Source organism: Kitasatospora sp. NPDC096077 (assembly GCF_040303245.1).
In the GTDB taxonomy this organism is placed as follows: domain Bacteria; phylum Actinomycetota; class Actinomycetes; order Streptomycetales; family Streptomycetaceae; genus Kitasatospora.
Genome location: NZ_JBEOSV010000040.1, coordinates 19527 through 40861, shown reverse-complemented (window position 1 = coordinate 40861; position 21335 = coordinate 19527). Strand labels below are relative to the sequence as shown.

At 73.6% G+C, this 21335-nt stretch carries 15 protein-coding genes; 8 read left to right on the top strand and 7 right to left on the bottom strand.

Annotation, left to right across the window (positions count from 1 at the left end; all coding sequences use genetic code 11):
- The first annotated feature begins 177 nt into the window (after nucleotides 1–177).
- From ABTZ03_RS28420 to ABTZ03_RS28400, 5 genes are all read left to right on the top strand, one after another.
- Nucleotides 178–1224 (top strand): sugar ABC transporter substrate-binding protein, encoded by a 1047-nt coding sequence (locus ABTZ03_RS28420; RefSeq protein WP_350515947.1) that lies wholly within the window; start codon nucleotides 178–180, stop codon nucleotides 1222–1224.
- Between the two features lie 34 nt (nucleotides 1225–1258).
- Nucleotides 1259–2821 carry a sugar ABC transporter ATP-binding protein gene (locus tag ABTZ03_RS28415; protein ID WP_350515946.1) on the top strand — a complete coding sequence of 521 codons (1563 nt, stop codon included), beginning with the start codon at nucleotides 1259–1261 and terminating at the stop codon, nucleotides 2819–2821.
- The gene (locus ABTZ03_RS28410; RefSeq protein ID WP_350515945.1) at nucleotides 2808–3836 is read left to right on the top strand and encodes an ABC transporter permease; all 1029 of its coding nucleotides are present in this window, start codon (nucleotides 2808–2810) and stop codon (nucleotides 3834–3836) included. Before ABTZ03_RS28415 ends, ABTZ03_RS28410 begins: the two co-directional genes overlap by 14 nt.
- 44 nt (nucleotides 3837–3880) lie before the next feature.
- Nucleotides 3881–6748: a hypothetical protein gene (locus tag ABTZ03_RS28405; protein WP_350515944.1), complete on the top strand. Its 2868-nt coding sequence runs from the start codon at nucleotides 3881–3883 to the stop codon at nucleotides 6746–6748.
- A 176-nt stretch (nucleotides 6749–6924) separates the two neighbouring features.
- The gene (locus ABTZ03_RS28400) at nucleotides 6925–7629 is read left to right on the top strand and encodes a FadR/GntR family transcriptional regulator (protein WP_350515943.1); all 705 of its coding nucleotides are present in this window, start codon (nucleotides 6925–6927) and stop codon (nucleotides 7627–7629) included.
- Between the two features lie 135 nt (nucleotides 7630–7764).
- Here the strand turns inward: ABTZ03_RS28400 and ABTZ03_RS28395 are convergent, their stop codons facing one another.
- A complete protein-coding gene (locus tag ABTZ03_RS28395) occupies nucleotides 7765–11766 on the bottom strand; it encodes a non-ribosomal peptide synthetase (protein WP_350515942.1) in 4002 nt (1333 codons plus the stop codon).
- A gap of 430 nt (nucleotides 11767–12196) precedes the next feature.
- Here ABTZ03_RS28395 and ABTZ03_RS28390 point away from each other — a divergent pair, with 430 nt between their 5' ends.
- Nucleotides 12197–12547, top strand: a complete 351-nt coding sequence (locus ABTZ03_RS28390; RefSeq protein WP_350515941.1) for a hypothetical protein — start codon at nucleotides 12197–12199, stop codon at nucleotides 12545–12547.
- A 38-nt stretch (nucleotides 12548–12585) separates the two neighbouring features.
- Here the strand turns inward: ABTZ03_RS28390 and ABTZ03_RS28385 are convergent, their stop codons facing one another.
- A complete protein-coding gene (locus tag ABTZ03_RS28385; RefSeq protein WP_350515940.1) occupies nucleotides 12586–13563 on the bottom strand; it encodes an Lrp/AsnC family transcriptional regulator in 978 nt (325 codons plus the stop codon).
- 126 nt (nucleotides 13564–13689) lie between these two features.
- Between ABTZ03_RS28385 and ABTZ03_RS28380 the strand changes: the two genes are divergently transcribed.
- On the top strand, nucleotides 13690–15162 hold the full coding sequence (locus tag ABTZ03_RS28380; protein ID WP_350515939.1) for a carboxylesterase/lipase family protein: 1473 nt from the start codon (nucleotides 13690–13692) through the stop codon (nucleotides 15160–15162).
- 36 nt (nucleotides 15163–15198) lie between these two features.
- Here the strand turns inward: ABTZ03_RS28380 and ABTZ03_RS28375 are convergent, their stop codons facing one another.
- The 4 genes from ABTZ03_RS28375 to ABTZ03_RS28360 form a co-directional block, all read right to left on the bottom strand.
- Nucleotides 15199–15897 (bottom strand): hypothetical protein, encoded by a 699-nt coding sequence (locus ABTZ03_RS28375; protein ID WP_350515938.1) that lies wholly within the window; start codon nucleotides 15895–15897, stop codon nucleotides 15199–15201.
- 161 nt (nucleotides 15898–16058) lie between these two features.
- Entirely contained in the window at nucleotides 16059–17135 is a 1077-nt protein-coding gene (locus ABTZ03_RS28370; protein ID WP_350515937.1) for an LLM class flavin-dependent oxidoreductase, read from the bottom strand.
- A 229-nt stretch (nucleotides 17136–17364) separates the two neighbouring features.
- The gene (locus ABTZ03_RS28365; RefSeq protein ID WP_350515936.1) at nucleotides 17365–17754 is read right to left on the bottom strand and encodes an SCO5389 family protein; all 390 of its coding nucleotides are present in this window, start codon (nucleotides 17752–17754) and stop codon (nucleotides 17365–17367) included.
- A 133-nt stretch (nucleotides 17755–17887) separates the two neighbouring features.
- Nucleotides 17888–19432 (bottom strand): MFS transporter, encoded by a 1545-nt coding sequence (locus ABTZ03_RS28360; RefSeq protein ID WP_350515935.1) that lies wholly within the window; start codon nucleotides 19430–19432, stop codon nucleotides 17888–17890.
- Nucleotides 19433–19826: 394 nt separating this feature from the next.
- On the opposite strand from ABTZ03_RS28360, the gene ABTZ03_RS28355 reads away from it, so the two are divergent.
- Complete coding sequence (locus ABTZ03_RS28355; protein ID WP_350515934.1) at nucleotides 19827–20621, top strand: class I SAM-dependent methyltransferase; 795 nt, start codon at nucleotides 19827–19829, stop codon at nucleotides 20619–20621.
- A gap of 90 nt (nucleotides 20622–20711) precedes the next feature.
- Here ABTZ03_RS28355 and mscL read toward each other — a convergent pair whose 3' ends face one another.
- A complete protein-coding gene (gene mscL, locus ABTZ03_RS28350) occupies nucleotides 20712–21107 on the bottom strand; it encodes a large conductance mechanosensitive channel protein MscL (RefSeq protein WP_350515933.1) in 396 nt (131 codons plus the stop codon).
- Nucleotides 21108–21335 lie beyond the last annotated feature (228 nt).

Genomic DNA, 21335 nt, shown 5'->3' with positions numbered 1-21335 from the left:
AGGGTCTAGCGTCCACCGGGCCGGGATTCACCCGATGAATCACCGGGAACTCCGCCTCCCTCCCCTGTGCGCACCGCCGGGTGCCCTCGCCGGTCGCGTCCGTCGGCCCCACCCGCGCCGAGACCTCGGATGTCCCGTCCGCGCCGAGACCTCGGATGTCCCGAAGGAGTGCAGACCATGCAGACCCCCCTCTCCCGGACCGCCGCCGCCTTCGGCGCCGCCGTCCTGCTGGCCGGCCTCGGCACCGCCTGCAACCGGGGCAGCGACACCGGCGCCTCGGGCGGCGGCAAGCCCGCGATCGGCATCGACCTGCCCCGCTCGGACTCCGACTTCTGGAACTCGTACGCCCAGTACCTGAAGACGGACATCAGCGCCGCCGGGGCGAACACCCTGCCGATCAGCAGCTCGCAGAACGACGTCACCAAGCTCGCCGCCAACGTGCAGGCCTTCGAGAACACCGGCGCCAAGGCCGTGGTGATGGCCCCCCAGGACACCGGCGCCATCGCCGCCACCCTGGACCAGCTGAAGGCCAAGAAGATCCCGGTGATCAGCGTCGACACCCGGCCCGACAAGGGCGACGTCTACATGGTGGTGCGGGCCGACAACCGCGCCTACGGCACCCGGGCCTGCACGTTCCTCGGCGAGCAGCTCCAGGGGAAGGGCAAGGTCGCCGAGTTCGAGGGCGACCTGACCTCGATCAACGGCCGGGACCGCTCGGAGGCCTTCGCCGACTGCATGAAGCAGAAGTACCCCGGCATCCAGGTCTTCGCGCTGCCCACCGACTGGAAGGGCGACGTCGCCTCCGCCAAGCTCCAGGCCACGCTCGCCCAGAACCCCGACCTCAACGGCCTCTACCTCCAGGCCGGCGGCGTCTTCCTGCAGCCCACCCTCGCGCTGCTGGACCAGAAGGGCCTGCTCAAGCCGGCCGGGCAGCCCGGCCACATCACCGTCGTCTCCAACGACGGCATCCCGCAGGAGTTCGACGCGATCCGGCAGGGCAAGATCGACGCCACCGTCTCCCAGCCCGCCGACCTCTACGCCAAGTACGCGCTGTCCTACGCCGAGGCCGCCACCCAGGGCCGGACCTTCAACCCCGGCCCCACCGACCACGGTTCGACCATCATCCAGCTCCCGAACGGCCTGGAGGACCAGCTGCCGGCGCCGCTGGTGACCAAGGCCAACGTGGACGACAAGAGCCTCTGGGGCAACAACGTCTCGCACTGAGCCACCCGCGCCGAATCGTGGAAGGTCGCGCAGCATGGACACCACCGCCCCGGTCGTCGAGGCCACCGGCATCACCAAGCGCTTCGGCGCCACCGTCGCCCTGCGCGACGCCCGGATCGCCGTCGCCCCCGGGGAGTCGCACGCCCTGGTCGGGCGCAACGGCGCCGGCAAGTCCACCCTGGTGTCGATCCTCACCGGACTGCACCGCCCCGACACCGGCACCCTGCGGTTCTCCGGCGAGCCCGCGCCCGGCCACGGCGACACCGCCGCCTGGCGCTCCCGGGTCGCCTGCGTCTACCAGCGCTCCACCGTCATCGACGAACTGACCGTCACCGAGAACCTCTTCCTCAACCGGCAGAGCGGCGGCGGCCTGCGCCCGATCCACTGGCGCCGGCTGCGCCTGCGCGCCGCCGACCTGCTCGCCGAGTACGGCGTGGACGTCGACCCGGACGCCCGGGCCGGCGAACTCACCGTCGAGCAGCGGCAGTTCGTCGAGATCGCCCGGGCCCTGTCCTTCGGCGCCCGCTTCATCGTGCTCGACGAACCGACCGCCAAGCTGGACGCCCGCGGCATCGACCGGCTCTTCGCCAAGCTGCGCGAGCTCCAACAGCAGGGCGTGGCCTTCCTGTTCATCTCCCACCACCTCAAGGAGGTGTACGAGCTGTGCGACAGCGTCACCGTCTACCGCGACGCCCGGCACGTCCTCACCGCGCCGGTGGCCGGGCTGGACCAGGCCGCCCTGGTGGAGGCGATGACCGGGGACAGCGCCCCGGTGACGGCCGCGGTACGACCGCGCCCGGCGGTGCCCGACGGTCCCGCCCTCCTGGAGGTCGACGGCCTCGCCCTGGCGGACGCCTACCGGGAGGTGTCGCTCACCCTCCGGCCCGGTGAACTGGTCGGCCTCGCGGGCGCCACCGCGAGCGGCGCCGTCCGCCTCGGCGAGACCCTCGCCGGCCTGCACCGGCCCACCGCCGGGCGGATCGCCGTGGCCGGCCGGGCCGTCCGCCCGGGGGACGTCCCCGCGGCGCTCGCGGCCGGACTCGCCCTCGTCCCGGAGGACCGCCACCTCCAGGGCCTGGTCGGCGGCCGCAGCGTGGCCGAGAACGCCACCCTGACCGTCACCGACCAGCTCGGCCCGTACGGCACCGTGCTGCCTGCCCGGACCGCCGCCTTCGCCGACCGGATGATCGCCGACCTCGACATCAAGACCCCCGGCCCGCGCACCCCCGTCGCCGAGCTCTCCGGCGGCAACCAGCAGAAAGTGGTGATCGCCCGGGCGCTCGCCACCGACCCGCGGGTACTGGTGGCGATCCGGCCGACCAACGGGGTGGACGTCCGCTCCAAGGACTTCCTGCTCGGCCGGATCCGCCGGGTCGCCGACGACGGCCGGGCCGCCCTGATCGTCTCCGACGAACTGGACGACCTGCGCCGCTGCGACCGGGTGCTGGCGATGTTCCACGGCCGGATCGTCGCCGAGTTCGGCCCGGACCGGCGGGACGAGCAGCTGGTCGCCGCCATGGAGGGCATGGCCGGGAGGCACCCCGCCGACACCGGGCCGACGCACACCACCGGAGAGGACAGCCATGTCTCCCACTGACACCGCCGCGCCCGCCCCGGCCCCGCCCCGGCTCGACGCCCGGCCGCGGCTCGACCTGCGCCGCTACCGCGACCTCTCGCTCCTCCCGGTGCTGCTGGTGCTCGGCGTGATCGGCTTCATCGCCTCCCCGGCCTTCCTGACCGCCGACAACCTGATCGGCGTCGCCCAGCAGTCCACCGAACTGAGCCTGCTGGTGCTCGCCGAGGCCCTCGTCCTGATCGCCGGGCGGATGGACCTCTCGCTGGAGTCCACCATCGGCGTCGCCCCCGTCGTCGCCGTCTGGCTGGTGCTGCCCACCCACGGCACCCGCTTCAACGGCCTCGGCCTGCTGCCCGGATGGACGGCGATCCCGCTCTGCCTGCTGGTCGGTGCGCTGATCGGCGCCGTCAACGGCTTCCTGATCCTCAAGCTGCGCCTCAACGGCTTCATCGTCACCCTCGGCGCCCTCACCACCCTGCGCGGCCTCCAGGTCGCCCTGTCCCAGGGGCAGTCCATCGTCGACCTGCCGCCCTCCTTCACCTACCTCGGCCGGGCCGCCTGGCTCGGGGTCCCGGCCGCCGTCTGGATCTGCGCCCTGCTGTTCGCCGTCGGCGGCTGCGCCCTCGCCTGGCTGCGGCACGGGCGCGCGCTGTACGCCATCGGCGGCAACAGCGAGGCCGCCCGCACGGCCGGCATCCGGGTGGACCGGATCACCTGGGTCGTGCTGGCCGTCGGCGGCCTGCTCGCCGCCTTCGCCGGGATCCTCTACACCGGCCACTACGGCTCGATCTCCGCCTCCCAGGGCAGCGGCTGGATCTTCCAGGTCTTCGCCGCCACCGTGATCGGCGGCGTCAGCCTGAACGGCGGCCGGGGCACCCTGTTCGGCGCCCTCACCGGCGTGCTGACCCTGCAACTCGTCGTCAATGTGATGACCCTGGCCGGCGTCCCCCCGCTGTGGAACCAGTTCCTGAACGGCCTGATCATCATCGTCGCCCTGATCATCTCCCGCTTCACCTCGGGCGAGAAGCAGGACTGACCCGGGCCCACCGGCCCGCACCCGGATCCGAGAGGACTCCGTCCATGCCCGCACTCCGCCGCGCCCTCGCCGCACTCGGTACGGTCCTGCTCATCGCCGCCCTCGGAGCCGCCCCCGCCTCCGCCCGCGTCACCCACCTCTACGCCACCCCGAACGGTACCGGCGACGACTGCACCCGCGAGGAGCCCTGCGGCCTCGACACCGCCCGCGACCGGGCCGCCCGGCACGCCGCCCGGGCCACCGGCGACACCGTCGTCCTGCTGCGCGGCGGCACCTACCGGCGGGACACCCCGCTGCGCCTCGGCCCCGCCGACTCCGGGCAGCACGGCCACCGGATCGTCTACGCCGCCTACCCCGGCGAGCGACCGGTGCTCAGCGGCGCCCGCCAGGTCACCGGCTTCACCCCGTACGACACCACCCGGGGCATCTACCGGGCCACCGTGCCGGTCGGCACCCGCAGCCGCCAGCTCTTCGTCGACGGCGAGCGCGCCGAGCGGGCCCGCGGCCCGCTGAACCCCGCCGGCTTCACCGCGAGCGGCTCCGCCTTCGTCACGAGCGACCCGGCGTACGCGGCGTTCACCCACCAGTCCGACGTGGAGGTGGTCGACAACGCCTGGTGGAAGCACATGCGCTGCCCGCTGGCGAGCATCACCCCGACCACCGGCGGGGGTTCCAGCCTCAACCTCGACCCCGCCTGCTTCCGCACCAACAACACGGCGGTGCCGAACCCCGGCTTCCCGTTCAACGGCGCCGGACTGCCCGCGCTCGCCGGCGTCAGCTGGGTCGAGAACGCCTACCAACTCCTCACCCAGCCCGGCCAGTTCTACCTGGACAGTACGGCGGGCCAGCTCTACTACCTGCCCCGCCCCGGCCAGGACCTCACCACCGCCGACGTCGAACTGCCCGTCCAGGAGGAGCTGCTGGACCTCTCCGGCACCCCCGGCCACCTCGCCTCGGTGAACGACACCGACCCGGGCGCCACGTACACCGGCGGCTGGGGCACCAGCACCGGCCGCCCGTACGGCGACCTCGGCGACGACGTCCACTACACCACCACCGACGGCGACTCGGTGAGCTACGCCTTCACCGGCACCGGCCTGGACGTGCTCGGCGAGGTCAGCAGCGACGAGGGCGGCATCGACGTCTACGTCGACGGGGTGAAGCGGCAGAGCGTCTCCGCCTCCGGCCCGGACCGGCTGGCCCAACAGGTGATCGCCTCGGTCGGCGGACTGCCGAAGGGCCCGCACACCGTCCGACTCGTCAAGACCGGCGGCACGTACCTGGTGGTCGACGGCTTCACCGTCGTCCCGGACGCGGTCGCACTCGTGCACGATGTCGCCTTCCAGGGGCTGACCTTCGCCTACACCACCTGGCAACTCCCCAGCACCGCAGGGTACCTGGACAACCAGGCCGGCGTGCTCTGGGACCCGTCCACCCACGCGCCCACCCGCATCCCGGCCGCCGTCCAGGTGCACCGCGGCCGCGGCATCACCTTCACCGGCGTCGAGATCGCCCACACCGGCGGCACCGGCCTCGACCTCGCCGACGGCACCCAGGGATCCGCCGTCACCGGCGGCTGGATCCACGACACCTCCGGCGGCGGCGTCTCGGTCGGCGAGGTGGACGACTACTCCCTCACCGACCCGGCCAGGATGACCAGCGGCGACACCGTCGCCGACAGCACGATCGACCACGTCGGCCGGGACTACAGCGACGCGGTGGGCGTCTGGGCGGGCCTCACACGAGACCTGACGATCCGTCACGACGACATCGGCCACACCCCGTACTCCGGCATCTCACTCGGCTGGGGCTGGGGCTACGCCTCCGACTGCACCCTCCAGGCCCGCCAAGGCCTCGGCACCCCCTGTCGACACGGCACCACCTACGCCGGGGGCAACCGGATCCTGGGCAACCACGTCCACGACGTGATGGGCGTGCTCTCCGACGGCGGCCCGATCTACACCAACGGCGGCCAGGGCGGCGGCACCGGCACGATGGCCTCCGAGTGCGCCGGCAACCTGGTCGAGGGCGGTAACCACACCAACAACATGCTCTACCAGGACGAGGGCAGCTCGTACTGGAACACCCACGACAACGTCACCCGCTACGGCGGCCAGAACTGGCTCGGCATGTGGACCCCGACCATCCACGACATCACCGTCCACGACAACTGGACGGACAACCCGGTGTACAACGACAACGGCACCGCCGTCACCTTCACCCAGGCCACCGTCGTCACCGGCGGCGCCTGGCCCGCGGCCGCCCGGGCCGTCATCGCGGCCGCCGGCCCCGACCCGCGCCACCGGCCCCTCACCGGGCTGGTCAACGACGACGACCAGGCCGTCACCTACACCGGCGCCTGGGCGCAGTACGGCTTCCGCGGCAACGGCGACTACGACGACGACGTCCACTACACCACCACGAACGGCGACGCGGTGAGCTACGCCTTCACCGGCACCGGCGTCGCGGTGCTCGGCGAGAAGTACGCCGACCAGGGGCAGGACGAGATCCTCCTCGACGGCGTCTCGCAGGGCCTGGTCGACACCTCCTCGCCCGTCCGGCTCACCCGGCAGGTGATCTACCGCGCCGTCGGCCTGCCGCTCGGGCCGCACACCCTGCAACTCGTCAAGCGCAGCGGCACGTACACCACCGTCGACGGCTTCGAGACGGCCTCGACCTACGACGACACCGCCCCCGCGCTCTCCTACACCGGCGACTCCTGGGCCACCCACGGCGCCCGCGGCCTCGGCGACTACGGGGACGGCGTACACGCTGCCACCGCCGACGGGGACGGCGCCTCGCTCGCCTTCACCGGTACCGGGATCGCCGTCGTCACCGAGACCGCGCCCGACGAGGGCCGGATCGCGGTCACCCTGGACGGCCGCGCCCAGGGCCGGGTCGACGCCCGCTAGGCCGTCCGGAAGCCGCAGCAGACCGTGTACCGGGTCGACGGCCTCGCCTCCGGGCGGCACACCCTCACCTTGACCAAGGCGGGCGGAACGTACCTGGTGGTCGACCGCTTCGACGTGCAGTAGTCGGCCAGCTAGCTTGTACCCCGTACGACCCACCACGGAATCGAGGCACTGCGATGGCGGTCACCGACGACGCGATTGAGAAGATCAAGGCGATGATCGTCTCCGGCGAGCTCCCCGAGGGCTCCCGGCTGCCGAAGGAGGAGGCCCTGGCCGAACAGCTGGGGCTCTCCCGCAACTCGCTGCGCGAGGCCGTGCGGGCGCTGGTCGCGATGCGGATACTGGTCACCCGGCAGGGCGACGGCACTTACGTCTCCAGCCTGGAACCCCATCTGCTGCTGGACGGCCTGACCTTCGCCGCCGACGTCTCCCACGGCACCTCGGCGGCCCAACTCCTCCAGGTGCGGCGGCTGTTGGAGCCCCAGGCGACCGCCCTGGCGGCGGCCCGGATCACCGACGAGGACCTCGCGGTGCTGCGCGGCGTCCTGGACCGGTGCGCGGACGCCGCGACCGCCGAGGAGTTCATCGAGCACGACATGGCCTTCCACCGGCACATCGTCGCGGTGGTCGGCAACCCGGTGCTGTCCACCCTGCTGGAGATCGTCTCCACCCGCACCCAGCGGGTCCGGTTGATCCGCGGCATCGACACCGCCGCCTTCGTCTCCTCCCACCGCGAGCACGAGGCCATCCTGGCCGCCCTCGCCGCCCGCGACGCCCCGCTCGCGGCGGCCACCGCGATGGCCCACGTCGCCGCCGTCGAACAGTGGGCCGCCGACGGCCGGCTCCCGCGCACCACGACGCCGAAGCACCTGACCGCTTGAGGCCTCCCGTCAGGGGACGCGGGTGGGACCACCCGCACGGAGCAGCCGGCGGCTCGGCGAAGTGCCCTGCCGGACCCGGGTGATGGGGCTTCGGGGCTCCAACGACCCGGTCTGCCAGGGCACTTCACCTGGTGGTCAGCGGTCGGACCCGGGCGCCTCCAGCCAGGCCGCGATGGCCTCCCAGGCGCCGGCGAGCATGTCGGGCCGGGACATCTGGTCGTGGGTGCAGGGCAGATGGGCCTCCGAGACCGTGCCCAGGACGTGGGGGCTCCAGCGTTCCCCGGGGCGGTCGGCGGGCGGGTTGTCGACCGTCGCGGCGACCAGCAGCAGGTCGCCGTCGTAGCTGCGCGGGGTGTGCTCCAGCATCAGGCGGATGTTGTTCCGCGTGACCCGTTCGAGCATCGCGCGCTCCTCGGCGGACAGCTCGCCGACGAAGGTGACCTCCTCGCCGAGGCCGCCGTCGCCGTCGCCGCCCGCCGGACCGGCCGGGTCGGGGTCCTCCTGCTCGGCCGCCTCGCCCGTCGGGTAGGAGTCCAGCAGGACCAGGGCCGCCACCTCCTCGCCGCTGTTCCGCAGCTGGACGGCCATCTCCTGGGCGACGACCCCGCCGAAGGACCAGCCGAGCAGGTGGTACGGGCCGGTGCCCTGGACCGCGCGGATCTCGTCGAGATAGGCGGCCGCCATCTCCTCGACCGTCCCCGGCAGGTCCTCCTCGCCGTTGAAGCCGCGCGCCTGGAGCCCGTAGAGCGGGTACTCCTCGGGCAGGTACCGGGCCAGCGGCCAGTAGGACCAGCTGAGCCCCCGCCCGGGGTGCACGCAGAAGAACGGTGCGCGGCTGCCCCGGGGCCGGATCGGGAGCAGGGTGCCGAGCGCCTCCTGCCCGGGCCGGCCGAGGCGGTCGGCCAGCCCGGCCACCGTGGGCGCGTCGAACAGGGCCCGGATGCCGAGCCGGACGCCCAGGGTCGAGCGGATCCGGCCGGCCAGCTCGGTGGCCAGCAGGGAGTGGCCGCCGAGCTCGAAGAAGTTGTCGTCCAGGCCGACCCCGGGACGGCCCAGGACCTCGGCGAACAGCTCGCAGAGCAGCTTCTCGCGGGCGGTGCGCGGCGCCCGGCCGGGGGCGGTCCCGGCGTGGGCCGGGGCGGGCAGGGCGCGGCGGTCGAGCTTCCCGTTCACCGTGAGCGGGAGCGCGTCGAGCACCACGAGCGCCCCGGGGACCAGGTGTTCGGGCAGTCGGGCGGCCAGGTGGGCGCGCACCTCGGCGGGGTCGACCTCGGCGGCGTCCGTGGCCGGGACGAGGTAGCCGACGAGCTGCGGGTGGCCGGGGGCGTCCTCGCGGACCAGAACGGCGGCGTGGGCGACGCCCGGGTGGCCGGCCAGCGCGGCCTCGACCTCGCCGGGCTCGATCCGGAACCCGCGCAGCTTGACCTGGTCGTCGGTGCGGCCGAGGTAGTCGAGCACGCCGTCCGCCGTCCAGCGGACCAGGTCGCCGGTCCGGTACATGCGGTCGCCGGGGGCGCCGAACGGGCAGGCGACGAAGCGCTCCGCCGTCAGGCCCGGGCGGTCGTGGTAGCCCCGGGCCAGCCCGGCGCCGGCCAGGTACAGTTCGCCCGCCACGCCGACCGGCACCGGGCGGAGCCGCTCGTCCAGCACGTACGCCCGGGTGTTGGCGACCGGACGGCCCATCGGCGGCCGCACGGCCCCCGCCAGCGGGGCGCTCATCGTCGCGCAGACCGTCGACTCGGTCGGGCCGTACGCGTTGATCAGCCGGTGCCGCGCGGACCAGCGCGCCACCACGTCCGGGCTGGACGCCTCACCGCCGACCACCAGGGTCGCGCCGACGGGCAGTCCGCCCTCCGGCAGGGCCCGCAGGGCGGCGGCGGGCAGGAAGGCGTGGGTGATCCGCCGCTCGGCGGCGTGCCGGGCCAACTCGGGCCCGGGGAGGGAGGTTTCACGGTTGCCGAGGACCAGCGCCGCGCCGGTCAGCAGAGCGGCCGTCCACTCCGAGACCGCCGCGTCGAAGGACGGCGAGATGAACTGGAGCATCCGGCTGCCCGCGCCGAGGCCGAGCCGGTTCCGCTGGTCCAGGGCCAGGTTGACGACGGACGCGTGGGCGACGGTGACGCCCTTGGGACGGCCGGTGGAGCCGGAGGTGTAGATGACGTACGCCGGGTGCTCCGGACGCAGGGGCGCCGTCCGCTCGGCGTCGGTGACGTCCGTGTGCGGCAACTGGGCCAGGGTGACGACCAGTTCGGCGGTGTCGACGACCAGCGTGGCCACGGCGGTGCCGGTCCGTCCGACGGCCTCGGCGCAGGCGCTGGTGGTGAGGACCACGGACGGGGTGCCGTCCGCCAGCAGGTAGCCGATCCGGTCGGCCGGGTAGGCCGGATCGACGGGCAGGTAGGCGGCGCCGGCCTTGAGCACCGCGAGGAAGGCCACCACCAGGTCGGGGGTGCGCTCCATGGCGATCGCGACCCGCGACTCCGGCCCGACGCCGAGGCCGGTGAGGTGCCGGGCGAGCCGGTTGGCGTGGGCGTTCAGCTCGGCGTAGCTCAGCTCGCCGCCGTCGTGGACCAGGGCGACGGCCTCGGGGGCCCGGGCCGCCTGGTCCTGGAAGAGGCCGGTCAGGGTGGTGACCGGGACCTCGGCGGTGGTGGCGTTCCACTTCGTCAGCAGCTGAGCGCGCTCGTCCGCGTCGAGGATCTCGATGTCGGTGACCGGCCGGTCGGGGGCGGTGACGGCGGCGGCCAGTACGCAGGTGAAGCGTCGGGCGATGCCCTCGGCGGTGGTCGGGTCGAACAGGTCGGTGGCGTACAGGAGTTCGCCGCCGAGCCCGGCCGGGGTGCCGTCGGGGCCGAAGGCCTCGGTCAGCGCCAGGGTGAGGTCGAACTTGGCGGCGCTCTGCCCCGAGGGCAGGGCGGCGGCCCGGAGTCCGGGGAGGTCGAGGGTCACGTCACCGGTGTTCTGGAGGACGAGCATGACCTGGAAGAGGGGGTGGCGGGCCATCGAGCGGGCAGGTGCCAGCTCTTCGACCAGGCGCTCGAAGGGGATGTCCTGGTGGGCGAAGGCGTTGAGGCCGGTTTCGCGGACGCGGGTGAGCAGCTGGGTGAAGGTCGGGTCCTCGGTGAGGTCGGTGCGCAGGACGAGGGTGTTGACGAAGAAGCCGATGAGGTCGTCGAGGGCTTCGTCGGTGCGTCCGGCGATCGGTGTGCCGATGGGGATGTCCTGGCCGGCGCCGAGGCGGGAGAGCAGGACGGCGAGGGCGGCCTGCAGCACCATGAAGGTGGTCACGCCCTCGGCCCGTGCGATCCGGGCCAGGGCCTGGTGGGCCTCGGCGGGGACCGTGACGGGTGTGGTGGCGCCCCGGTGGGTGGCGACGGCGGGGCGGGGGCGGTCGTAGGGGAGCAGGAGCTCCTCGGGGGCGTCTGCCAACGTCTCTCGCCAGTAGGCGAGTTGCTCGGAGAGCGTGCTTTCGGGGTCGTCGGCGGTGCCGAGGAGTCGCTGCTGCCAGAGGGTGTAGTCGGCGTACTGGACGGGAAGTCGGCGCCACTCGGGTGCGCGGCCCTCGGTGCGGGCGGCGTAGGCGAGGGAGAGGTCGCGGGCGAGCGGGTCGAGGGACCAGCCGTCGGCGGCGATGTGGTGCACGACCAGGGTGAGCACGTGCTCGGTCGCGTCGAGCGCGAACAGCCAGGCGTGCAGCGGGAGCTGGGCGCCGAGGTCGAAGGCGTGGGCGGCCGCGGCGGCGACCTCCTCGGCCAGCCGGGCCTCGTCGGTGTCGACCACGGTCAGCAGGGAGGCGAGCTCCTCGCCGCCCAGGACGTACTGGTGGGGCTGTCCGCCGACGGTCGGGAAGACCGTGCGCAGCACCTCGTGCCGGGTGACGACGTCGCGCAGGGCGGCGTCGAGGGCTTCGCGGTTCAGGTGCCCGGTGAGGCGCAGGGCGATCGGGATGTTGTAGGTGGCGCTGGGGCCCTCCAGCTCGTCGAGGAACCAGAGGCGGCGCTGCGCGAAGGAGAGCGGCAGGGCCTCAGGGCGGTCGCCGGCGGTCAGCGCGGGGCGGGTGCGCCGTCCGGCGTCGAGGCGGGCCGCCAGGGTGGCGACGGTGGGCGCCTCGAACAGGTCGCGGATCGGCAGCTCCACGCCGAGGACGACTGGAGGGCATCGACATCGAGCCCCCCGCGGGCGTCGCCCTCGCCGCCCTGCGAACCGCCCTGCGGGAGGGGCGGGTCGACCCGGAAGCCCCGGTCCTGCTCAACATCACCGGCGGTGGCCGGGCCAGGCTGGCCGCCGAACACCGGCTGGTGCCCAACGAACCGACCCTGGTGGTCCCGCGCGACGTGCTGCACACCCGCCTCGCCGAGATCGCGGAGCTGACCGGCCCGCTCACCGCCCTCAGCAGCCCGGCGGGGCGCTGAGTCGGAACCGGAGCGGCCTCCCGCGCCTCCACGCGGAAGGCCGCTCCGGCGCCTCCGCCAGTCGGGCCAGCCGCGCTGGTCGTAGCCGGCGAAGTCCTGCTCCCGGACGGGCCGTTGCAGCACCGGGATCCGCTCGGCACCCTAGAGTGTCGGGTATGCCGCTCGTCGACGTGACCCATGCCCCCACCGTGCCCGAGGCCCTACTCCGCGAACTGGGTGCCGTGCTGCCCCATCTGGTCTCCCTGGCCGTGGAGTGCCCCGAGGAGCCGTACGACGGCGACCTGCAGCCCGGCGATGTCGAGGTCCGCTTCCGGCCGCTGGGCCCGCTGGACCGCAGCGGCCTGCCGCTGGTGATCGAGATCAAGTCGAAGTGGTTCGCCAGCCGGGCGGCCGACCGCCAGGAGCGGGTGGACACCCTCCACGCGAACCTCCGCGCCGCGACCGGCTTGGACGACTTCGGCATCTACCTGTCGCTCCCGGTCGCCGCCTGGTCCCAGGGGGACTGACCGCTCATCGGCGGTCGGGCCCGCCGGCCGGACGGGCGTCACGCCTCGGGCGGGCGGATCCGGCCGGTGCGCTTGACCGTGCTGAGGATCCGGGTGACCTCCAGGCCGCGGAGGTCGTCGATCGCGCCGACGGTGCCGGTCAGGAAGGCGTAGAGCCCGCCGAGGTCCTCGGCCGCGACGGCGACCAGCAGGTTCGCCGCTCCGGTCGTGGCCGCCGCGAACCGCACCTGCGGATGGCGGCTCAGCCGCTGCCCGACCGCCTCCAGGCTGCCGGGGCCGGTGGCGATCCAGAGCAGCGCCTCGGTGTCGATGCCCAGCAGCCGCAGGTCCAGTTCGCAGGCCAGCCGCAGCATGTGGCCGGCGGTGAGCTGGTCCAGGCGACGGCGCACGGTCGAGGCCGAGGTGCCCAGCCGGGCGGTCAACTCACCGAAGCCGGTGCGGGCGTCCACGATCAGCTGGTCGATCAGCGCCTCGTCCAGCGGCTGGATCGCGGGCGCGGCGGCGGGCTCGTCCGGGAACGGGGTGAGCGAGGAGAACTGCTCGGTGCTCAACAGCCCGGCGCTCCAGACGAATCCGGCCGGGAAGACCTTCATCAGGTCGTAGGCGTCCCAGGACCGGACGTCGGCGGTGGCGGGCAGGTCGCGCAGCAGCAGCGCGGTGCGGGCCCGGGGGCCGTCCAGGAAGAGCACGCTGCTGATCTCGTCACCGCCGCCGAGGACGTCGATCCACACCGTGTCGGGCCGGCGGGCGAGCCCCGCGGCGATCGCTCCGACCCGGCCGGGACGGCAGCGGATCCGCAACGCCATCGGGATCAGGTGCGGGAAGCGGTCGGGGTTGCGTACGGCGGTGGGCCGCAGCGTGCCGTCGTGCAGCAGCGGCGTCGCGCGGCGCACGACGGTGCGTTCGGACAGGCCCAGGGTCTCGGCGACCGTGCGCCAGGAGGCGCGCGGGGACGCCATCAGTACGGCGGCGATCCGGCGGTCGGTGTCGTCCAGTTCGGTTCTCGGCTGTCCCACATCCGGCAGAATCTCATGACTACTGGCGTACATCACGCATCGGAGTGCCAGTCCTCGCCGCTTTCCGCCGTCCGACGATAGACCGGATTCGCCAGGAACCGGCAAGGAACAAGGAAGGCGATACCCATGGACCTGACCGAGCGCCCCGTCGTGACCACCGAGTCCGGCCGCGTCCGCGGCACCGTACGGGACGGCGTGGCCGCGTTCCGCGGTGTCCCGTACGCGGCCTCGCCGGTGGGGGAGCGGCGCTTCGCAGCGCCCGCGCCGCCCCCGGCCTGGCCGGAGCCGCGCGAGGCGGCCGCCCCCGGCCCGGCGGTCCCGCAACGTCCCTCCCGGCTGGAAGCGGTGATGGGCCCGCGCACGCCGGACTGGAACGAGGACGGCTCACTGACCCTCAACGTGTGGACCCCGCGCCTGTCCATCGCCGACGCCTCCCCGCGCGCCCTCCCGGTCCTGCTCTGGTTCCACGGTGGCGGGTTCACCAGCGGCTCCGGCGGCTGGGACTGGTACGACGGCGGCAGGCTGGCCGCCGCCGGGGAGATCGTCGTGGTCACCGCCAACTACCGCCTGGGCCCGCTCGGTTACCTCCACCTCCCGGAGCACGGCATCGAGAACCTCGGCGTGCAGGACCAGGCCGCGGCGTTGGCCTGGGTGCGGCGCAACATCGCCTCCTTCGGCGGCGACCCCGGGCGGCTCACCGTCGGCGGCCAGTCGGCCGGCGCCTTCTCCGCCCTCCACCTCGCCCTCTCCCCGGTCACCGGCCCGCAGATCAGCCGCCTGATCACCCAGAGTGGCCCGTTCGGCCTCGCCCCGCAGGACCCCGGCGAGGCCGCCGACCACACCCGCCGCTACCTCGACCTGCTCGGGCTGACCGGCCGTCGGGACCTGCCCGCCGCGCTGCGCGCCCTCCCGGTCGACCACCTCCTGGCCGGCTACGACCGGCTCTCCCAGGACCTCTCCCGCGCGGGCAACGTCGCTCCGCCGATGTACCCCGTCCTCGGCGGCAGCGGCATGCCGACGACCTGGCAGCAGGCCCTGGCCGACGGCCGCCTCGACGGCAAGGAGCTGCTGACCGGCACCACCCGGAACGAGATGACGGCCTTCTTCGCCTTCGACCCGCGCATCCGCACCATCACCGCCGACCGGGCCCGCGCCATCGCCGCCGGCCAACTCGCCGACGGTGCGGCGCGGTTCGACCGCATCGCCGCCCGGCGTCCGGACGCGGCGCCGAGCGAGGTGCTGACCGAACTCAGTACGGAACTCCTCTTCGGCGACGGCACCCTCGCCATCGCCGACCACCACGCCGCGGCCGGAAACCCCGTCTACGTCTACCGGTTCGACTACGCCCCGGCCGACGACCCCGCCCGCCTGGGGGCCGCGCACTGCGTCGAACTCCCCTTCTTCTTCGACGCCTTGGACGCCTACCCGGCCAGCCCCATGCTCGGCATCCCCGACGACGCCCCCACCGCCGCCGCCCGAGCGCTCGGCCGGGCCTTCTCCCACGCGGCGGCCACCTTCACCGCCACCGGCCGCCCCGCCGTGCCCGACTGGCACCCGTACGCGCCGGCCGACCCGGCGACCGTCCGGCACTTCGCCTGACCCACCCCGGGGCGGGTCAGTGCGGAGCCTCCCCCGCTACGCCCGGTGGCGCTCCGCGAGATGGCCGTAGCCGCCCGCCGTCCAGACCCGGTGCCGGAACTCCTGGAGGCTGAGCGGGCCCGTTCCCTGGCCGGCGGTGGGCGGGAAGTGCGCGGTGCCGCAACGGGAGCAGTACCAGGCGGTGGACCAGAGGCGCTCGGCGTGGGGGCGTCCGGCCAGTGCGCGGTTGGTGGAGACGCGGAGCAGGAGGGCGGTGGCGAGCAGCACGACCGCGAGGAGGAGGGCGAGGCCGGAGTACAGCTGGAGGGAGTCGGCTTCGGAGGGGGCGGACGGGTCGAGGAGGCTGCTGCCCGCGAGGAGCCTGTCCCGGGAGGTCTCGAAGTCGCGCTGGGAGTCGGCGGTGAAGTACAGGAAGCCCGCCCCGAACAGGGCGACGGCGCCGAGTGCGCCCGGGATGCGCTCGGGGTGCCGCTCCGGGGCGGGTGCCAGGGCCCGGGCGAGGTTGCTGGCCACCTCGCGGGTCTCGGTGCGCCACCGGTCGTCCCGGCGGGTCCGGACGGTCTCGACGGTCAGCCCGGCGCGGTACTCGGCCGCCACACTGCGGACCTGGTCGGCGAGCCCGCAGGTCGGACACGGCTGCAGCGACGGTACGGCCGGCCGGGGTGGTGCCGCCGGCCGGGGCGGTGGTACGGGGCCGGGCTCGGAGGCGGGTACGGCGTCGTGCGGTCCGGTCATGGTTCCCCCCATGAAGTCGACGAGTCGGTCGTACCCGCAGGGACGCGCACGGGCCCGGCCCGGTTGCGGCGTGACCCGCGGTCGGGGGGGACGGGAGGCCCGCCGGGGATGCGTCCCGGCGGGCCCGTGGCCTCGCTCCCGGTCCCGAGCCCCGGGTGTCCTCAGCGGTCCGCGCCGGGTGGGGCCGAGGGGGACCAGCCGAGGGCGGGCCCGAGATGGGTGGCGAGGTCGGTGAGGATCTGCACGTAGTCCTCGGGGTCGAAGGAGAACGGGAGCGCGAAGGCGACCTCGTCCACCTCCCGGTAGCCCGCGTGGGCGTGCAGCCGCTCGGCGAGCTCCTCCGAGCTGCCGACCAGGTCGGGGGCGAAGAGCAGTCCGGCCGGACCCTGCGGGGCGAGGGTGCGCGGGGTGCGGGCGAGGGCGTAGGCGTGGTACTTGGCGCGCTGCTCGGGGGTGGCGCTGTCGGTGGGGATGACCACCAGGCCCTGGGAGACCCGGGCGCGTTCGCCGTCGGGGTGGTGGGCGCGGAAGGCGCGGATCTGTTCGGCCTGGATCTCCGCGAAGTCCGCTACGGGAGCGGCCGGTTCGGGAGCGGCCGGTACGGGAGCGGCCGGTTCGGGCTTGACCACGCTGCTGGTCAGCAGGTTGAGGCCCTGCTCGCCGGCCCAGCGGGCCGAGCGCAGGCTGCCGGCGCCGTACCAGAGCCGGTCGGCCAGGCCGGGGGAGTGCGGCTGGACGCGGCGCGAGTAGACCTCGATGCCCTCGGTGCCGGCGAAGTCGGAGGCGTCCTCGCCGCGGACCAGGGCGAGCAGCCGTTCGGCGCGCCCCTGGCCGAAGTCCTCGCGGTCGCCGGTGTCGGGGTAGAGCGCGCCGCGCACGTGCTCGTAGTGGGTGGGCGGGCCGACGCTGAAGCCGGGGTTGAGGCGGCCCCCGGAGAGCAGGTCGACGGTGGCGAGGTCCTCGGCGAGCCGCAGCGGATTCTCCCAGCCGAGCGGGGTGACGGCGGTGCCGAGCTGGATCCGGCTGGTGCGCTGACCGGCGGCGGCCAGGACGGTGAGCGGGGAGGAGATCCCGTACTGGAGGTGGCGGTGGCGCAGCCACGCGCTGTCGAAGCCGAGCTGCTCGCCGAGGGTGATCAGGTCGAGGGTGTCCTCGTGGCCCCGGCGCGGGTCGGCCTCGTCGAAGAGGCCGATGGTGAGGAAGCCGAGTTTCCGCAGCGGGCGTGGGGTGGGCGGCATGGTGGCGGCTCCGCGTGGCAGCTGGCGGCCCCGGGCGGGGCCGGACGGGTGGTGCCCGTCGAACGTACGCAGGCCGCCGGCGGTTCGACAAGATCGGCGGGCGATCCGGACAAGGCGGTGAAACGGGCCGCAACGCGGGGCAATCCACGGCAACACGGCGCAACATCCGGGCCGAATGCGGGGCTCGGCCCCGCCCGTCGTGACGGACGGGGCCGAGCGGGCCGCCGGATCAGCAACTGCGCAGCTCCGGGCTCTGGTTGCGGATCTGGTTGTGCAGCGAGGTGAACTCGCGGTACGCCTCGCTGTCCTCGGAGCCGGGCCGGAAGGCGCCGACGCGGTGGCAGTTGACGAAGGCGAGCTTGACGCCGAAGTGGTCCTCCAGGCTGCCGCGGATCGCGTTGCTGGCCAGCGCGCGCAGCAGCTGGGCGCGCTGCTCGTCGCTGGGGGTGGTGTTGTCGGTGGTGAACTCGGCTTCGCCGTCGGCAAGTTCGGTGCTGAGTCCGGCGACGACCTGGTAGGCGTACGGGAGCGAGGCGTGGACGGTGTCGAGGAAGTCGGCCTCGTCCACGCGGCCGTCGCGGGCCTGGTCGAGCAGGGCGGGGGAGACGTCGAGCGACATGGAGGTCCTCTTTCACGGGTGCGCGGGCGGGGAAGCCGAGGGGCCGGCGAAGAGCCGGCGAATGGCTGACGAACGGCTAACGAAGATGAAAACCGTTTGCACAAGCGACTCTCCTGGACGCCCCGACGCCCTGTCAAGTACCGCCCCCCGAAGGGCTGACCGGCGCGGCCTGCGGCGCCCGCCGCACCTTGATGACGAACACCGCGATCAGCACCGCCAGCGACGTGAACACCAGACCCATCTGGAAGGCGGTCGCGATGCCGTGCACCAGCACCTCCGAGGAGTACGGCGCCGGCAGTGTCCCGCTCGCCCTGAACTCGGCGGCCTGCGCCGGGGTGGCCTGCCGGAGGAACGCCGCGACCTGCTGCCCGGCCTCGTTGCGGCTCGCCGTGCCGTACACCGTCACCAGGATCGACAGTCCGAGCGAACCGCCCACCTGCTGGGTGGTGTTGAGCATTCCGGTGGCCGCGCCGGTCTCGTGCGGGGCCACCCGGGAGACCGCGGTGAGCAGCACCGGGACGAAGATCGAGCCCATTCCGAGGCCGAACAGCAGGGTCGGCCCCAGGATGCCGCCCGCGTAGCTGCTGTGGATGTCGATCCGGGTCGCCCAGATCACCCCGCCCAGCACCAGCAGCGAGCCCGCGACCAGGAACGGCTTGGGCCCCCAGCGCAGTTGGTTGCGGGCGGCGAACTGGGCGGCGGCGATGATCGCCACGCTGATCGGCAGGAAGGCGAACCCGGCCCGCAACGGGCTGAAGCCGAGGATGTTCTGCACGAACAGGGTGATGAAGAAGAAGATGCTGAACATCGTCGCCGAGACGCACAGCATCAGCCCGTACGCGCCGGAGCGGTTGCGCTCGCGGAACAGGTGCAGCGGGGTGATCGGCTGTGCCACCCGCCGCTCGTTCACCAGGAAGGCTGCCAGCAGGACGACGGCCAGGCCGAAGGCGGTCAGCGTGACGGTGTCCGTCCAGCCGTGGTCGGAGGCCCGGATGAAGCCGTACACCAACGAGACCATGCCGCCGGTGGCGGTGAACGCGCCGGTCAGGTCGAAGCGGCCGGGGTGGCGCTCGGACTCGTTGATGTAGAGCGGCGCCAGCAGGGCGATCGCGATGCCGATCGGCACATTGACGAACAGCACCCAGCGCCAGGACAGCCAGGAGGTCAGCATGCCGCCGAGCAGCAGACCCACCGCGCCGCCCGCACCGGCGACGGCGGAGTACACCCCGAACGCCCGGTTGCGTTCCGGCCCCTCCCTGAAGTTGGTGGCGATCAGCGCCAGCGCGGTCGGCGAGGCGATCGCCCCGCCCAGCCCCTGCAGCGCCCGGGCCGCCAGCAGCCAGGCGGAGGACTGCGCCACCCCGCCGAGCAGCGAGGCCAGGCTGAAGACCAGCACGCCGACGATGAACACCCGGCGGCGCCCGAGGATGTCGCCGGCGCGCCCGCCGAGCAGCAGCAGGCCGCCGAAGGTGAGGGTGTAGGCGTTGATGACCCAGGACAGGTCGGTGGTGGAGAACTTCAGCGCCTGCTGGATGTGCGGCAGGGCGATGTTCACGATCGTGATGTCGAGGACCACCATCAGCTGGGTGGCCGCGATGACGGTGAGTGCTATCCCTGGGTGCTGGCCCCGACGGGCGGTCGCGGGCGAAGCCTCGGCCAGGGCGCGCGAAGAGGCCATGGCAGGTCCCCCAATGGGTTCCGGGGGTGAACGAGGACCGGGGGGCGGACCCGTTCACCTGTACCTGTACCGACGGTAGACCCGGGGAATAGGGAACACAACCGTTCATTAAGGGCATGTACCTGCTTAGCGGGCAGGCACGGAGGTCCGCGTACCCGGGGAGCGGACAGCGGTCCGTGCGGATCGGCGACCCTGCGGCATCAGGATGAAAAATCCCGCCGACACAGCACGCTCGGCGACCGATCCGCGGCCCGACCGGGGCCCGGAACGTACCGTGAGCGCCGCTACCGGCCCGGAGCGCACGGACGCCGCCGGAATGCTCCACGGCCCTGGTGCCCCCACCCGGTGCCGGCAGCGGCGATCGCGACGAGGGCACCCCGAGGAAGGAGAAGCCGTGGAAGGCGCCGAGGTCGGCAAGCTGGCAGCGCTGGAGGACCACCACTGGTGGTACCGGGAGCGGCGCGCTCTGCTCGCCCGGGAACTGGCCGGCATCGGCCGGACCGGTACGGCGCTGGACATCGGCGCCGCCGCGGGCGGCAACACCCGGGTGCTCCGGGCCCACGGCTGGAAGGGCGTCGCCGTCGAGTACGGTCCCGAGGGCGCACGGATCGCCCGGCAGCGCGGACTGGCCACGATCCGCTCCGACGCCCGTCGGCTGCCGGTCGGCAGCGGCACCGTCGACCTGGTGGTCGCCTTCGACGTCCTGGAACACATCGTCGAGGACGACCGGGCGATGGCCGAGATCTACCGGGTGCTGCGCCCCGGCGGGCTGGCCCTGATCGCCGTGCCCTGCGACATGAGACTGTGGTCGGCCCATGACGAAGCCGTCGGCCATGTGCGCCGGTACAGCCGGGAGACCCTGCGGAAGCTGGTGACCGCCAGCGGCAGCGTGATCGAGTCGATGCACAGCTGGAACGTGCTGCTCCGGCCGGCCGCCGCCTGGCGCCGTCGCAGGAGCACGGGCAGCGACCTGGACGACGTGCCCCGGCTGGTCAACCGGGTGCTCCGCGCGGTCATCGCGGCCGAACGCCACCTGCCGGTCAAGGCGCTGCCCGGGGTCTCGCTGCTCGTACGGGCACGCAAGCCGCTCGGTGTCGACGTCTTCCCGGTCGAGCACGTGGTCGTCCCCGCCACCCGGGTGCGGCTCGGCGACGACTCCGCCAGGGCGCACGGTCTCCGCACCGGCTGACCCGGCTGGCCCGCCCGACCCGCCGAATCCTTCCGCAACCCACAGCGGCCCGCCCCGTGCGAACGGGGCGGGCCGGGAACCGTCGGACCGTCAGGCCTTCGGCGGCGGGTTGCGCATCAGGTCGCGCATCTGGGTGAGCAGTTCGACCTCGGTCAGCGGCTCCTCGACCGGCGGCAGGCCGGCCTTGCGCCGCTTGCGCTCGGCCAGGTGGTTCAGCGGCGCCACCACGGCGAAGTAGAGCGCGGCCGCGATCAGCACGAACGCGATCAGCGCGTTGATGAAGGCGCCGTACTTGAAGGTGCTGTGGTTCAGCGTGAAGGTCAGCGCGGAGAAGTCCTGCTTGCCGAAGATCGCGGCGATCAGCGGCGTCAGCAGATCGCTGACCAGGCTGTTGACCACCGCCACGAAGGCCGCGCCCATGACGAACGCGACGGCGAGATCGATCACGTTCCCGCGCATGATGAACTTCTTGAACCCCTGCAGCATGTCCGCCTCCTCGAAACCGCGCCTTCCCTCCAGGGTTCGGGCCGGTCGGACGGACGGCCCGTCGGGACCGTCCGTCCGGGTGAGTGAGCGGGCCGCCTCCTCGCCGTCGCGCGGTGAGGTGCGGTGCGCCGCCGCGGGGGCGGGGCCGGCGGGCCCCCCCCCCCCCGCACCCCCCCCCGCGCCGGGGCCGCGGGGGACGGCAGCGGGGGCGGGTGGGGTATAGGGTGA

Excerpts from the sequence above, each read along its gene's own strand:
- ABTZ03_RS28375 (WP_350515938.1), bottom strand. The coding sequence starts at position 15,897 with ATGACCGGACCGCACGACGCCGTACCCGCCTCCGAGCCCGGCCCCGTA.
- ABTZ03_RS28365 (WP_350515936.1), bottom strand. The coding sequence starts at position 17,754 with ATGTCGCTCGACGTCTCCCCCGCCCTGCTCGACCAGGCCCGCGACGGC.
- ABTZ03_RS28420 (WP_350515947.1), top strand. The coding sequence starts at position 178 with ATGCAGACCCCCCTCTCCCGGACCGCCGCCGCCTTCGGCGCCGCCGTC.
- ABTZ03_RS28380 (WP_350515939.1), top strand. The coding sequence starts at position 13,690 with ATGGACCTGACCGAGCGCCCCGTCGTGACCACCGAGTCCGGCCGCGTC.
- ABTZ03_RS28400 (WP_350515943.1), top strand. The coding sequence starts at position 6,925 with ATGGCGGTCACCGACGACGCGATTGAGAAGATCAAGGCGATGATCGTC.
- ABTZ03_RS28415 (WP_350515946.1), top strand. The coding sequence starts at position 1,259 with ATGGACACCACCGCCCCGGTCGTCGAGGCCACCGGCATCACCAAGCGC.
- ABTZ03_RS28370 (WP_350515937.1), bottom strand. The coding sequence starts at position 17,135 with ATGCCGCCCACCCCACGCCCGCTGCGGAAACTCGGCTTCCTCACCATC.
- ABTZ03_RS28410 (WP_350515945.1), top strand. The coding sequence starts at position 2,808 with ATGTCTCCCACTGACACCGCCGCGCCCGCCCCGGCCCCGCCCCGGCTC.
- ABTZ03_RS28390 (WP_350515941.1), top strand. The coding sequence starts at position 12,197 with ATGCCGCTCGTCGACGTGACCCATGCCCCCACCGTGCCCGAGGCCCTA.
- mscL (WP_350515933.1), bottom strand. The coding sequence starts at position 21,107 with ATGCTGCAGGGGTTCAAGAAGTTCATCATGCGCGGGAACGTGATCGAT.
- ABTZ03_RS28360 (WP_350515935.1), bottom strand. The coding sequence starts at position 19,432 with ATGGCCTCTTCGCGCGCCCTGGCCGAGGCTTCGCCCGCGACCGCCCGT.
- ABTZ03_RS28405 (WP_350515944.1), top strand. The coding sequence starts at position 3,881 with ATGCCCGCACTCCGCCGCGCCCTCGCCGCACTCGGTACGGTCCTGCTC.